Raw genomic sequence first — 13728 nt, 5'->3', positions numbered from 1 at the left:
ATCATGCGTATCGTGGATGTCTGCGCTTTTTACTCCGACCGGGGCGGTGGCGTGAAAACCTATGTCCGGCACAAGATGCTGGCGGGGCCGAAAGAAGGGCACGAAGTCATCATCCTCGCGCCGGCGGCGGCGGAGGGCGTTGAGGTCATCAATGATCACGCCCGGATCGAATTTGTGCCCGCCCGCCGTTTTCCGCTCGATGGACGCTACCATTATTTCCATGACGAACCGGCGCTGCATGCCCGGCTGGATGCGCTGCGGCCCGATCTGGTCGAGGCATCGACCCCCTGGGCCAGCGCGTCGATGGTCGCCAACTGGCGCGGGTCCGCGCCCCGCAGCCTGATCATGCATGCCGATCCGCTGGGCAACTATGCCTATCGCTGGTTTCGTGCGCTGGCGCCGCGTCCGGTGATCGACCGGGGATTCGACTGGTTCTGGCGGCATCTGCGCCGGATGGATGCACGGTTCGACCATATCGTTTGCGCCAGCGACGATCTGGCCGCGCGGCTGAAGGTTGGGGGGCTTCACCATGTCGTGACCAACCATATGGGGGTACAGCCCGGCATCTTCTCGCCCGCCCATCGTGACCCTGACCTGCGCCGCAGCTTGCTTGCCTCATGCGGCCTGCCGGATGATGGCGTGCTGTTGCTGGGGGCAGGGCGCCATGCCCCCGAAAAACGCTGGCCGATGATAATCGACGCGGTGACGGCCAGTGGCTTCGACCGTCCGATCGGGCTGGTGATCGCGGGCGACGGCCGGGCGCGCGCCAGTGTCCAGCGCGCGGCGGCGGGCAATCCGCATGTCCGCCTGATCGCTCCCGTCACCGACCGCGCGGCTTTTGCCACGCTGCTCGCCAGCGCCGACGCGCTGGTCCATGGCAGCGAATCCGAGACATTCTGCATGATCGCGGCGGAAGCGCGTGCCAGTGGCGTACCCATGTTTCTGCCCGATGCCGGCGCGGCGGCGGATCATCTGGTGCCGGGCGCGGGCTATCATTATGCGGCGGTGGATGGCGGGAGTCTGGTCGAGCGGCTGGATCGTTTCATCACGGATGGCCCGGCGGGGCATATCGCCACCGCGCGCGCCGCCGCTGCGGGAACCCGCACGATGGACGCGCATTTCGCTGACCTCTTCGCGATCTATGCTGCACATGAGCAGGCAATGGCTGCGTGACAGACTGGCGTCATTTCGATGACGGATGTGCCGCCAAAGTTTAACCGCGTTGCCGTGTAATCGAAACGCCGGTGACTCAATGCCCCGCTATGATCCGGTCAAACGGGGGGCCGTCATCATGTTCAGACCATTTCGCGCATTGCTGTTTGCGGGGCTTGCCGCTTTTGCCGCCGCAGGATCGACCCATGGCGGCCAATATCCTGCCCCGCAATGGGATCAGGCCGGGTCGCGCCCGGCAGACGGCAGGCTGTCGGTCATGACCTATAATATCAAGGGACTGCCCTGGCCGGTCGCTTTGGGCCGGGAAGCGGCCCTGAGCGACATTGCCGACCGGCTGGCGCTATTGCGCCGATCGGGCCGACAGCCCCATGTCATTCTGTTGCAGGAAGCATTCACGCCCGAAGCCGCTGAGATCGCGGCCCGCGCGGGCTATCTCCATGTCGCGCACGGCCCGGATGCCGCGCAGCCATCAGCCATGGTGGCGGGGAGCGCCGACCGGCCCTATCTGGCCGAGGCGCGCTGGGATCGGGGAGAGGGGATCGGCAAGCAACTGGGCAGCGGCCTGCAGATCCTGTCCGACTATCCCATCAGCCGGATCGATCGCATGGCCTTCCCCGATTTCGCCTGCGCCGGGTTCGATTGTCTGGCGAACAAGGGCGTCCTGATCGCGCATCTGACGGTGCCCGGATTCGACCGGCCGGTCAGCATCGTCAACACGCACCTCAATGCCCGTGCCGCCGCGGGCGTGTCGATTGACCGCTCCCAGCGCGCTTATGCGCGGCAGGTGGGCCTGATGATGCAATTTGTTGCTGCGCATGTCCCGGCGGGCCAGCCCATGGTGCTGGGCGGCGACATGAACATTGGCAAGGATGCCCGCCGCGCGGACCTCTTCTTTACCCGCTTCGCGCAAGCCGGGATGAATTTCATCGGCCCCCATCTGGGCGGCGCGCGACGCGCTCTTGCGCAATCCGCCTGCACTGACGCGGCGATGCGACGTGATCTCCTCTTCGCCAGCGGGAAGGCGAAGGACTGGCTGTTCGCGCGCGACGCACGGGACCAGCCTCTGCCGGTCGCGGCGGCGCATGTGCCCTTTGGCTCCGAACCCGGTGGAACGTCGCTGTCCGATCATTTCGGCTATGTCATTGACTATGCGCTGACTGCGCCGATCCGCGTTGCGACACGCGACCAGGTGGGAGAGACGCTGTGAAGCGGGGCATTGCTTCGCTCCTGCCGCTGGCCTGCATTGCCGGAACGGTCCATGCACAGACATTACCGCTGGAGAACGGCATTCGTTTCTCGCTGAAGCCACATCCCGGACTTCGGCCGTCTCCGCAATATGCCTATTCCAGGATGCCGGCGCGTATCGATCCGATCGATCCGATCGACGCCGACGACCGTGTGCAGGAAATCCGGATCGGGCTGCAACGGACCACACGACACTTTTCCGACATCACGACGGCGACCCCATTTGCGCCCCACGCTCTCTCGCGCAGCCGAATGACCCGCTATATGGTTGAAGACCGGTTGCCGATCGGTGATCATGTGGTCGCATCCTTCGGTTGGCATGGCATCAAGGTCAGTAACCGAAACGCTAACGTCACCGTGGGCATGGGAAGCGAACGCCTGCGCACGCGCGACTGGTTCCTGCCGCGCGCGACGCTGGCCATCCAGCCGGGCCGCGACCTGCGGTTGACGGTCGGCTATGACGAAAGGCTGCGGGCCTATGGCGAAACCGGAACCGGGGGACCGATGGGGCTGACCCGCGACGCCTTCCTGTCGTTGAGCCGAAATCTGAAACCGGAAACGCAGAGCCGCATGCACGTGCGCGCCGACTGGGCCGCTACGGCTGTTGTCGACCTTTCATTCGCATTGCAGGGTGGGCGACTGGACGATCAACTGAGCTTTGTGGGACGTGGTACGCTGCCGGTGAACAGCGGCTCCGCGCGGATCGAGGGCGCCGTGCTGGAGGCGCAGCATCGAATGACCCCGCATCTGTCCTGGACGCTGCGCTACAGCCATGCGCGGGTGCGCGGTTCGGGCGGCGATAGGATGCATGAGCGAAGCCTGCGGGTCGGCTCGGTCTGGCAGGATGGTCCCTGGCGTGCGGCCCTGTCGATCGTGCGCAACAGTGCCCCGGCCTTGGTGCCGGATGATAGCCGTGCCCTGCTGGTCGAGGCCGGGGTCGACTATGTCCGCGCGACGTCGGAAGGCCGACCGCTGACCCTGTCGGTCCATATGACCGACCCTGACCGCCTCGCCAGCGGCCGCTTCATGCGCGACGATCTGTCGGGCCCGCTATACGCCGCAGATCAGGTGCGCGCGGTGATGGCGAGCGCACGGCTGGGCTGGTAGGATCGCCGTTATTCCGTTCCGAACCTCCATTTGGCTGGCGTGCGCCGCGCTGCTGCTGGCCGTTACTGCCTTCAGTCCGATTGATCATGACGAGGGGCAATATGTCGGCGCGGTGGCGATGATGCGCGATGGCCTTCCTTATCGCGACTTCGCCTATCTCCAGACGCCGTTGCAGCCCCTGCTGTTCGCGCCGTTGGCGTGGATCGCCAAGGGATGGCTCTTTCCGGCGCTGCGTGCCGTCAACGCATTGCTGGCAATGGGCGCAGTCGCCTGCATCTGGCTGGCGGCCCGGCGGGCGGGAGCGTCGGACCGCGGCGCGGCGATCGCAGCGGTCGCCCTGCTGTCCAGCCACATGTTGTTGTTCGCGGGCAGTGTTGCGCGCAACGATGCGCTGCCTTTGCTGTTGATGACGGCGGGACTTGCGGCCTTCCTTTCCGTGGTTCGGGATGATCGCGATCGGTGGCCTGCCCTGCTGGCGGGGCTGTTGCTGGGCGCGGCGGCGTCGGCAAAGATCAGCTATGGCCTGCCCGCCGCTGCCGTCGGCCTGTTCGCACTGCTGCACTGGCGGACGCTGGGTGTCGGGAGGGTCGGGCTGCTGGCCATCGGCGGCGTGCTGGGCGGGGTGCCTACGATCTGGCTGGCCGGACTGGCGCCAGACGCGGCCTGGTTCGGCATCATCGACTATAGCGTGAAAGCGCCCGTCGAATGGCGGACGCTGAATGGACAGGCGTTCATGCTGCATTGGCCCCTGAGCCTGGGCAGGCTGATGCGCCATCTGGCGCAAGGCTGCGGCCTGATCGCGCTGGTCGCGATAATGTTGGTCGCCACGCGGCGACGGACGATGGTGGAACGGCTGCTCGACATGATGATCGTCGCGGGACTCGTCGCCGCCTGGCTCCCGCGTCCTATCTACGTTCAATATCTGGGACCGTTGCTACCAGCGCTCTTCATCCGCTTCGCCCTGCTGACGGATGCGCCTTTCTGGCGGCAGCAGGTCATCGGCCATGCCCTGATCGCTCTCGGCATCATTGCCGGTTTTGCCGAAACGGCGATGGAGGTCGGCGCCAATATTCGGATGCGCCACAGTCCTGTTCTGGCCGTTGTGCGCGATGCCCGCGCACTGGACAGGATGGTGGCTGCGGCCGGTATTTCGGGAAGGATCGCCACGCTTTCGCCAGAGCGGGCGGTGGATACTGCACTGCCGATAGACCGCCGCTTCGTCACCGGCCCTTTCCTGCTGCGTACGCGCCATGTGTTGACGGAGAGTCAGGCGCGCGCTTTCCATGCGACAACCTTCCAAACGCTGGCAACGGATCTGGATGTCTTGCCACCCGCGGCCATATTGATCGGAGGAGAAGGACAGCCCAGTCAAGCCGCCCCTCATGGGCTGGACGCGTTGCTTGCAGACTGGGCACGAAGCCATGGTTATCGGTCTGTCCCGCTGCCTTCGGGTGCGATGCAGTTGTTGCTGCCTCCGCTGCACCGACGTCATCAGGATAACGTAAAATAGTAAGTATTTTGCCATCTGATGGTAGCATCGGCCGTTTACCGCGGCCCGGTCATTTCCTGGAAGGGCGCGCCATCATGCCACGTCTGCTGTTCATAATCACCAGCCTCCTCGCCGGTGTGTTTCCAGCGATCGGGCAGGAGGCTGCGGACAAGGCTTCCCCGCCGCCGTCTCCCGCCGCCATCCGCCTCGCGGCGCCCGAAGCGCATCAGGGTGTCGCGTCGGACGGCACGCATGTCTATGCGATCGATAATGACCGGATTGGCAAATATGTCATCGCCACCGGCAAGCGGGTCGCCCAATGGGAAGGGGAGCGTCGCCTGTTTCCGCACATGAACAGTTGCACTGTCGCCGGTCATGAACTGGTCTGTGCCGCGTCCAACTATCCACAGCTACCCCAGACCAGCGCGATCGAGATTTTCGATACGCGCACGATGCGCCATGTGCGCACCGTCAGCCTGGGCTTCGCCCCCGGTTCCCTGACCGCGCTTGACCGGCATGACGGGAAATGGTGGGCGGTTTATGCCAATTATGCGGGCAAGGGTGGCGAACCGAACCGGGACTATCGTTACACGCTGCTGGCGCGGCTGGACGATGCTTTCCGGCAGGAATCGGCCTGGACGTTCCCGGCGGAGGTGTTGGCCCGCTTTGCGCCGTTCAGTTGCTCAGGCCTTAGCTGGAGCAAGGATGGCCGCCTCTACGTCACCGGCCATGACCGCCCGGAAATGTACGAATTACTGCTGCCCGCCGCCGGATCACGGCTGGAGCTGCGTCGCACGATCGGCATCGCTACGCCAGGGCAGGCGATCGACTGGGATCCCGTCCAGCCCGGTCGTCTGTGGTCCATCGATCGTGCAAAAACCGAAATGGTCGCCAGCGTCATTGCCGATGGCTGAAAAGGGGCCGGAGCCTGACAATGGCTTGGCCTCGATCATGAAAGCGCACCGCAACGCGCTTGTCACGGAATGCTCCTAGCAAGAGACGAGAAACATTCCGGAAGGGCGAGTCGATGAACGCTACAGTTGCGATGAATCAGCATGGCGTGCGCCCGGATCTGGACAAGGGACTGGGTCTGGCGGGCAAGATCGGTTTCGGCGCTGCGATCGCCGCCGCTCTTCTCTACGTCGCCTACAGCATTTACGCGGACGCGAACGCAGCGGGCGTGCATGCGACGGCCTATCTGCCTTTCCTCCTGCTGTTCGTCGCGCTGCTGATCGCGCTCGGCTTCGAATTTGTGAACGGTTTTCATGATACGGCCAATGCCGTCGCGACGGTCATCTACACTAATGCGATGCCCGCCAATGTGGCGGTGGTCTGGTCGGGCTTCTTCAATTTCCTGGGCGTGCTGCTCTCCACCGGCGCGGTCGCCTTTGGCATCGTGTCGCTGCTGCCGGTCGAACTGATCCTGCAAGTCGGCTCCAATTCCGGTTTCGCCATGGTGTTCGCGCTGTTGATCGCGGCGATCGTCTGGAACCTCGCGACATGGTGGCTGGGCATTCCCTCGTCCAGCTCGCATACGCTGATCGGATCGATCATCGGCGTCGGCGTCGCCAATGCGATGCTGCACGGCAAGAGCGGCACGTCAGGCGTGGACTGGAGCAAGGCGACCGAGATCGGGCAGGCGCTGCTCGTCTCGCCGCTGATCGGCTTTGGCGTTGCAGCGCTGTTGTTCCTCGCCATGAAGCTGTTGATTCGCAACAAGGCGCTCTATCAGGAGCCAAAGGACGGCGTACCGCCGCCGACCTGGATTCGCGCCCTGCTGATCTTCACCTGCACCGGCGTCAGTTTCGCCCACGGGTCCAATGACGGGCAAAAGGGCATGGGCCTCATCATGCTGATCCTGATCGGAACCGTGCCGACCGCCTATGCGCTCAACCGGGCCGTTCCGGCGAAATATAGCGCTGAATTCCATGCCAATTCCGTGGCTGCGGCGGGTGCGCTGGGGCCGCGCACGGCAACGACCGAGACGCCAGCCGAGGCCCGTCGGCAGGTCACGACCTATATCGCCGACAAGCGCTTTTCGCCTGACACCCTGCCGGCTCTCTCCGTCCTCGTCTCCGACATTGACCGGCAGGTCGGCGAATATGGCTCGCTGGCAAAGGTGCCGGCGGCTGCCGTCAGCAATATCCGCAACGACATGTATCTCGCGTCCGAAGCGATCAAACGGCTGGGCAAGGAAAAGTCCACCGGCCTGTCCGAAGACAAGCTCACCACGCTGACGACCTATAAGGGGTCGCTTGACACGGGCACGCGGTTCATTCCCACCTGGGTGAAGGTCGCCGTCGCCTTTGCGCTCGGCCTTGGCACGATGGTCGGGTGGAAGCGGATCGTCGTTACGGTGGGTGAAAAGATCGGCAAGAGCCACCTGACCTATGCGCAGGGCGCGTCGGCCGAACTGGTGGCGATGGCCACGATCTTCGGCGCTGATCATCTGGGCCTGCCGGTCTCGACCACACACGTCCTTTCCTCCGGCGTCGCGGGCACGATGGCCGCCAATGGTTCGGGCTTGCAGATGAACACCATCCGCAACATGCTGATGGCCTGGGTGCTTACCCTGCCGGTCTCGATCCTGTTGGCGGGCTTGCTCTACATGCTCTTTTCGCAGATATTCTGATCGGAAGGAGCGCCCCACGGCTAAGATGGATGATCCATTGTTCCGCGACTCCGTGCCGCTGACCGGCATGGGGCCGGGGTTGATATGGGGCATCGACTTCACGGCGGAGGGTTCCTGCCCGGTCCAGATTTGCGACAGCCCGCCCGCAGGCAGCTTCCGCTGGCTCCACCTGAACCTTGCCGATCATGGCACGCGGCGTTGGATCGAAGGGGTGGAGGCGCTGCCCCTCGCTGTGCGGGAATTGCTACTGTCGACCGATACGCATCAGCGCGCGCTGGTCGATGGCGATGTTATGGGCTGCGTGCTGCACGATTTCGAGCGGGACTTCGACGTGGCTGACACCGCGCGGGTCGGCGCCCTGCGTATCGCGCTCAGCCCTACGCTGATGCTGACCACAAGGTTGCATCCGCTGCGCTCTGCCGACATCGCCCGGCACCGGCTGGAACGCGGCGCCGCAGCCACTGGTCCTGCGCAGGCGCTGGACCTGCTGGTCGGCGCCATTACCGAGAATATCGCCGACATCAGCCGCGCCTTGAGCGCGGACGTGCAGCGGGCGGAGGACGCCTTTCTGGACGGGCATCATCCGCCCACGGCCCGCGACCTGATCGGCATCCGGCGGCGATTGGCGCAACTTCACCGGTTGCTATCGGGTATGCGCGGCGTCTTTCAGCGGCTGGAGCAGGACAAGGATCTGCCCGCAACGCTGTTGCCCACGGTGGAAGAATTGGTGCAGCGCCTGCAATCGCTCGACGCCGACATATTGGGCGTGCAGGGCCAGTTGCGCCTGTTGCGGGAGGAACTGGACATACAGGAAGCCCAGCGGACCAACCAGAATCTCTACATATTGTCGATCATCACCGCGCTGATGTTGCCTGCAACGCTCGTCACCGGCATATTCGGGATGAACACTGGCGGCTTGCCGTTCGCCCAGACGCCGCACGGCACGATAGCGGCGACGCTGCTGGCCGCCGCCGCCGCTGCCATCACCTATTTCCTGCTGCGCTGGATGGGCTTCATGCGGCGATAACGGCCTTCATCAGATCAGAAGCGGTCCGGCACAATCATTTCGGTCGGAACCGGATTGCGGATATAGTCGTCATGCCGCGCCCGATCGGGCAGGGTCACGAGCGGTTTGGGCACATCCTCATAGGGGATCTGGTCCAGTAAATGGGCGATGCAGTTGAGCCGCGCGCGCTTCTTATCCACTGCCTCGACCACCCACCAGGGCGCTTCGGCAATATGGGTGCGTTCCATCATCGCTTCCTTCGCGCGGGTATAATCCTCCCAGCGACGCCGCGATTCCACGTCCATCGGTGACAGCTTCCACTGTTTCAGCGGATCGTGGATACGCATGTTGAAGCGGAACTGCTGCTCCTCGTCGGTGATCGAGAACCAATATTTAAGCAGCAATATGCCCGACCGGACCAGCATCCGTTCAAATTCGGGGACGGAGCGAAAAAACTCCTCCACCTCCTCCTCGTTGCAGAAGCCCATCACTCGCTCGACCCCGGCGCGATTATACCAGCTACGGTCGAACAGCACGATTTCTCCAGCGGCGGGCAAATGCGCGGCGTAGCGTTGAAAATACCATTGGCTGCGTTCCCGCTCATTGGGTGCGGGCAGCGCGGCGACCCGGCAGACGCGGGGGTTGAGGCGCTGGGTGATCCGCTTGATCGCGCCGCCCTTGCCCGCGGAATCGCGCCCCTCGAAGATGACGACGACCTTCAGCCCCTTGTGCTGGACCCAGTCCTGCAACCGGACCAGTTCATGTTGAAGCCGGAACAGTTCACGAAAATAGGTCCGTCGGTCCATCTGCTCGCGATCCGGATGATCGGACAGGTCGGCGAGCATTTCCTCAAGACGGCTCTCGTCGATTTCCATCTCCAGTTCTTCGTCGAAACTGTCGGCGATTTCCTGTTTGATGCGATCCATGTCGAACAGGGCCTGCTGGCCTAGGGGCGTGTCCATGCGTGCGGAGCCTTTACGGGGAAGGGTGATCGCAACGATGGCACGGCATGGTGACGTTATGTTGACGCCTCAGGCATCAACATAAGAATGGATTCAGACGGTGCGGCGTCGCTTCGCAAGAGAAGATTTTGCGTGGCGGGCCGTCAATAATCTCTCGGACGAAAAGGCGGGATTCCAGACTCCCGCACGATATGGCTGTTTCGCGAGAAGCTAACGCGGTTAGCGCCCTTGCCGCTTCAACCGTACCAAGGCTTCATCCAACGCCGACAGAAACCGTGAGCGGTCGGTTTTACTGAACGGCGCGGGGCCACCTATCCCTTCGCCCAGTCCAGCGCGCAGGTCGGCCATGATCGCGCGGGTGGCGACGGCGCTGCCGATCGAGGCGGTGGTGAAGGGTTTGCCGGTGGGGGCGATCACCACCGCGCCTGCTTTCAGGCAGCGGTCGGCGAGCAATATATCGGTGGTGACGACCACCGCGTCTGCGCCCGCACGCTCGGCGATCCAGTCATCCGCCGCGTCGAAGCCATCGCTCACCACCTCGCGCGCCACCAGCGGATGGGGTGGCACGCGGATGGGCGCGTTGGCGACGATCGTGACCGGCACCTCGTGACGAAAGGCGACCTTATAAACCTCTTCCTTCACAGGGCAGGCGTCGGCATCGACCAGGATGCGGGGCATTGGCGCGCCGGATTCTTAGTCCGGACGCTTCGCCTTATAGGGCTTTCCGCCGGAAGGCTTTCCGCCCGATGGTTTGCCACCAAAGGGTTTGCCGCCACCACCCGGCTTGCCCTTGAAGGGCGGGCGGGCGCCGGCGGGACGACCGGGCGCGTTAGGGCGTGCGCCCAGCGTCGGGCGTGCGTCATAGCGGCGCTGCGGCGGGCCGTCATTGGCGCGGCCTTCGCGACGGTTCTGCCGTGCTTCCTCGCGCGGGGCACCCTGCACCGCTTCGATGATCAGGGCATTTTCCTCGTCACCATCCTGCTGCGCGGTGCGCTTGACCGAGGCCATGAAGCGTCCGGCGCTTTCTCCACGGATTTCGAACAGCGTTTCATTGCCGGTGATGCGGATCGCGCCGATCTGGTCGCGGGTGATGTGACCCCGGCGGCAGAGCAGCGGCAGGATCCAGCGCGGATCGGCATTGTCTCGGCGACCGATGGGCATGCGGAACCAGGCGGTATCCTCGAAGCCGGGGCGTGGCCCGTCGCGCGGGGCCGGGCCACTGCTGGCGTCCACCAACTCCTCCGGGCTGGGCATGGAGGCGCGGTGGGCGCGGACCAGCAGGGCGGCGATTTCCTCAGGCGGACGCTTGGTGAGCAACTCTGCGCCGATCGCCACGTCATCCTCTTCCAGCTCGACCTGTTCGAGCAGGGCGGCCATCAGGCGCTCGCGATCCTTGCCGCGAATATCCTCGGCCGTGGGGGCGTTGATCCACTCGGCATTGATCTTGGCCCCGCGCAACATGCCCTCGACCCGGCGGCGGCGCGAATAGGGAACCAGCAGGACGGCGGTGCCTTTCTTGCCCGCGCGGCCAGTACGGCCCGAACGGTGCTGAAGCGTTTCGGCGTCGCGGGGCAGTTCGACATGCACGACCAGCGTCAGCGAGGGTAGATCGATGCCGCGCGCGGCAACGTCGGTGGCAACGCAGACGCGGGCGCGGCGGTCGCGCAGTGCCTGCAATGCGGCGTTGCGCTCATTCTGGCTATGCTCACCCGATAGCGCCACCGCGCCAAAACCGCGCTCGGTCAGGCTGGCGTGCAGATGGCGGACATTGTCGCGGGTGGCGCAGAACAGCATTGCGGTTTCGGCGTCATGATAGCGTAGCAGGTTGACCACCGCCTTTTCGATGTCCGAAGGCGCGATGGTCATCGCCTGATAGGCGATGTCGCCATGGCCGCGCTCTTGCCCGACGGTGGTGATATGCAGGGCGTCGCGCTGATAGCGTCTGGCGAGGGCGGCGATCGGCTTTGGCATGGTCGCCGAGAAAAGCAGCGTGCGGCGGCCTTCGGGCGTGGCATCCAAAATGCCTTCCAGTTCCTCGCGGAAGCCCATGTCGAGCATCTCGTCGGCTTCGTCGAGGACAGCAACCTTGAGCGAGGACAGGTCGAGTGCGCCACGCTCCAGATGGTCGCGCAGGCGGCCCGGCGTGCCGACGACGATCTGCGCGCCATAGCCGAGCGCGCGGCGCTCCTTGGCGGCGTCCATGCCGCCGACGCAGGTGGCGATACGCGCACCGGCATCGCCATAGAGCCAGATCAGCTCGCGGCTGACCTGCAATGCCAGTTCGCGGGTCGGTGCGATGATGAGGGCCAGCGGCGCGCCAGCAGGATGGGCGCGGCCATGGTCGGCCAGCAGGTCGTCGGCCATGGCAAGGCCGAAGGCGACGGTTTTGCCCGACCCGGTCTGGGCGGACACGATCATGTCGCGGCCCTTGGCCTCATCCTCCAGCACGGCTGCCTGAACGGGGGTGGGCGCGGCATAGCCACGAGCGGAGAGCGCTTCCTGAAGAAGCGTGGGCAGAGTGGTAAAAGGCATGTGTTCTCGATCAATGGCAGGCGTTTTACCCAACCATCCTGTCGAGTGTTAACGCATGGAGCCGGGTCTATTCCACGGCAAGGGACGCCCGTTAGGCCCTTGCGCGAAAAAAAGCAATGGCGGCATGCGGGATTGTACCGCCAGGGTGATCCGCGCTGATCCTTGAACCCCGGTAGAACCCTGCAATTTTATCATTCAGGCATCGCCAAGCAGGCGTCGTGCCGCCTCCACGCAGCGGCCGACCCGAACTTGCGGACCAACACCCGCTTCCGCCTGAGCGCTGAGCGGCACTTCGAGGGCATAAGTGATATCGGAGGGCAATACTGCGATATAGTCGCTTAGCGGCACATCGCCTTCGCCCGGCACCATCCGCTCCTGCACCGCCGCGTACATATAGTCCTTGTCAGTCAGGCTGTCTGGCGCGTCGCACAGTTGCACATAGTCGATCAGCGCCGGGTCGATCGCGGCGATCTGCTCAGGCGTAATCCGCAAGCGTCGCAGGTGCATCGTGTCGAGCAGGAGGCGGAGGTCGGGGCGTCCGACATGCGTCAGCGTGGCCAACGCCTTGTCGAGTGTTCCGATGGGCAGGGTTGGCACCAGCTCGATCGTGGACACCATGCCGCGCTCCGCCACCATCTCTGCAAAGAGGGCGAATTCGTCGAGGCTGCGGGCGGGGTCGCGATCGATGCTGAGCGTGTTGATCCGCTCGCAGCCCAGTTCGGCCAGGATATCCATGTCGGCCGCCATGTCCTTTGCGCCGATGCCGGGACGGATCAGGCATCCCTCACCGAGCGAGATCGCGATCCCCCGGTCGCGCATCGCTGCCTTCGTCTCCCGTCGCAGCGCCAGATCGTCCCGCAGGGAAAAGGGGGCGTAGCCGTGCGGATTATAGTCGGTGTTGGTGAGGCCCAGCGAAATGCAGTCGCAGCCGAGATCCGCCGCCAATGTGACATGGTCCACTGGCGGCATGCTGAAGACGCTGAGTAGTTCGATGCCCAGACGATGCATATCCGCTTCCTCCCTCGCCCCGCTGATCCTTACTTCTTGACGACGGACGCGTTCAGGAACGGGTCGTTGCCGATGAATAACGGCGTGCTGTCGAACAGCGAGATGCGCCATTCCCCGTCCGCATCCCGCCGGAACTCCATGCGGCAATCCGCAACGATCGTCGGACCAACCAGGTTGAGGATGGGTGCTTTTCCTTCACCCGAATAGTTGACCAGGATGAAGGTCGCCGCGGCATTGTTGGCATCCGTGAACGTCATCCGATGGTTGGTGATCGTGTGCCGCTGCGTGCGGATGCCATCCTTCTGCTGGATCGCGACGCGCTCGTTGCGGGCGGTGTAGAATTTGGTGATCGGCTCATGTCCCTGGTGCAGCGTGCCGCCGACGAGATAGTGGCAATCCGCCGTGCACAGGGCTGCGACATTCATGCCGCCATGGATGTCCAGATCATAACCCCAGTCCGCGACGAGCTGCTGGATTATGAGTACGGACAGGGCATTTTCCTGGGTGAATGTTGGCATGCTGTCCTCATCCTCTCAATTTTTCAAATCCTGTGCGGCTGCAAACAGCATCGACA

General features: G+C 64.1%; 12 protein-coding genes. 7 read left to right on the top strand and 5 right to left on the bottom strand.

Annotation, left to right across the window (positions count from 1 at the left end; all coding sequences use genetic code 11):
* Positions 1–3 precede the first annotated feature (3 nt).
* The 7 genes from WFR25_RS21815 to WFR25_RS21785 all read left to right on the top strand — a co-directional run bounded on the left by WFR25_RS21815 (position 4) and on the right by WFR25_RS21785 (position 8673).
* Positions 4–1173, top strand: coding sequence for a glycosyltransferase (locus WFR25_RS21815; protein WP_336973663.1), 1170 nt, complete (start codon positions 4–6; stop codon positions 1171–1173).
* A 118-nt stretch (positions 1174–1291) separates the two neighbouring features.
* On the top strand, positions 1292–2380 hold the full coding sequence (locus WFR25_RS21810; RefSeq protein WP_336973661.1) for an endonuclease/exonuclease/phosphatase family protein: 1089 nt from the start codon (positions 1292–1294) through the stop codon (positions 2378–2380).
* Positions 2377–3525 carry a TonB-dependent receptor domain-containing protein gene (locus WFR25_RS21805; RefSeq protein ID WP_336973660.1) on the top strand — a complete coding sequence of 383 codons (1149 nt, stop codon included), beginning with the start codon at positions 2377–2379 and terminating at the stop codon, positions 3523–3525. Before WFR25_RS21810 ends, WFR25_RS21805 begins: the two co-directional genes overlap by 4 nt.
* A 118-nt stretch (positions 3526–3643) precedes the next feature.
* The gene (locus tag WFR25_RS21800; RefSeq protein WP_336973658.1) at positions 3644–5035 is read left to right on the top strand and encodes a glycosyltransferase 87 family protein; all 1392 of its coding nucleotides are present in this window, start codon (positions 3644–3646) and stop codon (positions 5033–5035) included.
* A 74-nt stretch (positions 5036–5109) separates the two neighbouring features.
* Complete coding sequence (locus tag WFR25_RS21795; RefSeq protein WP_336973656.1) at positions 5110–5928, top strand: YncE family protein; 819 nt, start codon at positions 5110–5112, stop codon at positions 5926–5928.
* A 113-nt stretch (positions 5929–6041) separates the two neighbouring features.
* Positions 6042–7646 (top strand): inorganic phosphate transporter, encoded by a 1605-nt coding sequence (locus WFR25_RS21790; protein WP_336973653.1) that lies wholly within the window; start codon positions 6042–6044, stop codon positions 7644–7646.
* A gap of 25 nt (positions 7647–7671) precedes the next feature.
* Positions 7672–8673: a transporter gene (locus WFR25_RS21785; RefSeq protein ID WP_336973651.1), complete on the top strand. Its 1002-nt coding sequence runs from the start codon at positions 7672–7674 to the stop codon at positions 8671–8673.
* A 14-nt stretch (positions 8674–8687) separates the two neighbouring features.
* Here WFR25_RS21785 and ppk2 read toward each other — a convergent pair whose 3' ends face one another.
* From ppk2 to WFR25_RS21760, 5 genes are all read right to left on the bottom strand, one after another.
* Positions 8688–9614: a polyphosphate kinase 2 gene (ppk2, locus tag WFR25_RS21780; protein ID WP_336973649.1), complete on the bottom strand. Its 927-nt coding sequence runs from the start codon at positions 9612–9614 to the stop codon at positions 8688–8690.
* 219 nt (positions 9615–9833) lie between these two features.
* The gene (locus WFR25_RS21775; protein ID WP_336973646.1) at positions 9834–10292 is read right to left on the bottom strand and encodes a YaiI/YqxD family protein; all 459 of its coding nucleotides are present in this window, start codon (positions 10290–10292) and stop codon (positions 9834–9836) included.
* 15 nt (positions 10293–10307) lie between these two features.
* Entirely contained in the window at positions 10308–12146 is a 1839-nt protein-coding gene (locus tag WFR25_RS21770; RefSeq protein ID WP_336973644.1) for a DEAD/DEAH box helicase, read from the bottom strand.
* Positions 12147–12341: 195 nt separating this feature from the next.
* Positions 12342–13154, bottom strand: a complete 813-nt coding sequence (locus WFR25_RS21765; protein WP_336973641.1) for a sugar phosphate isomerase/epimerase family protein — start codon at positions 13152–13154, stop codon at positions 12342–12344.
* Between the two features lie 29 nt (positions 13155–13183).
* On the bottom strand, positions 13184–13672 hold the full coding sequence (locus WFR25_RS21760; RefSeq protein WP_336973638.1) for a nuclear transport factor 2 family protein: 489 nt from the start codon (positions 13670–13672) through the stop codon (positions 13184–13186).
* Positions 13673–13728 lie beyond the last annotated feature (56 nt).

The sequence above is a fragment of the Sphingobium aromaticiconvertens genome (assembly GCF_037154075.1).
Taxonomy (GTDB): Bacteria; Pseudomonadota; Alphaproteobacteria; order Sphingomonadales; family Sphingomonadaceae; genus Sphingobium; species Sphingobium aromaticiconvertens.
Note: the sequence above shows the minus strand (reverse complement) of the source record. Positions and strands in the feature narration are given on the sequence as shown.

Coding starts and splice junctions, on each gene's coding strand:
- WFR25_RS21815 (WP_336973663.1), top strand. CDS start 4: ATGCGTATCGTGGATGTCTGCGCTTTTTACTCCGACCGGGGCGGTGGC.
- WFR25_RS21810 (WP_336973661.1), top strand. CDS start 1,292: ATGTTCAGACCATTTCGCGCATTGCTGTTTGCGGGGCTTGCCGCTTTT.
- WFR25_RS21800 (WP_336973658.1), top strand. CDS start 3,644: ATGATGCGCGATGGCCTTCCTTATCGCGACTTCGCCTATCTCCAGACG.
- WFR25_RS21795 (WP_336973656.1), top strand. CDS start 5,110: ATGCCACGTCTGCTGTTCATAATCACCAGCCTCCTCGCCGGTGTGTTT.
- WFR25_RS21790 (WP_336973653.1), top strand. CDS start 6,042: ATGAACGCTACAGTTGCGATGAATCAGCATGGCGTGCGCCCGGATCTG.
- WFR25_RS21785 (WP_336973651.1), top strand. CDS start 7,672: ATGGATGATCCATTGTTCCGCGACTCCGTGCCGCTGACCGGCATGGGG.
- ppk2 (WP_336973649.1), bottom strand. CDS start 9,614: ATGGACACGCCCCTAGGCCAGCAGGCCCTGTTCGACATGGATCGCATC.
- WFR25_RS21775 (WP_336973646.1), bottom strand. CDS start 10,292: ATGCCCCGCATCCTGGTCGATGCCGACGCCTGCCCTGTGAAGGAAGAG.
- WFR25_RS21770 (WP_336973644.1), bottom strand. CDS start 12,146: ATGCCTTTTACCACTCTGCCCACGCTTCTTCAGGAAGCGCTCTCCGCT.
- WFR25_RS21765 (WP_336973641.1), bottom strand. CDS start 13,154: ATGCATCGTCTGGGCATCGAACTACTCAGCGTCTTCAGCATGCCGCCA.
- WFR25_RS21760 (WP_336973638.1), bottom strand. CDS start 13,672: ATGCCAACATTCACCCAGGAAAATGCCCTGTCCGTACTCATAATCCAG.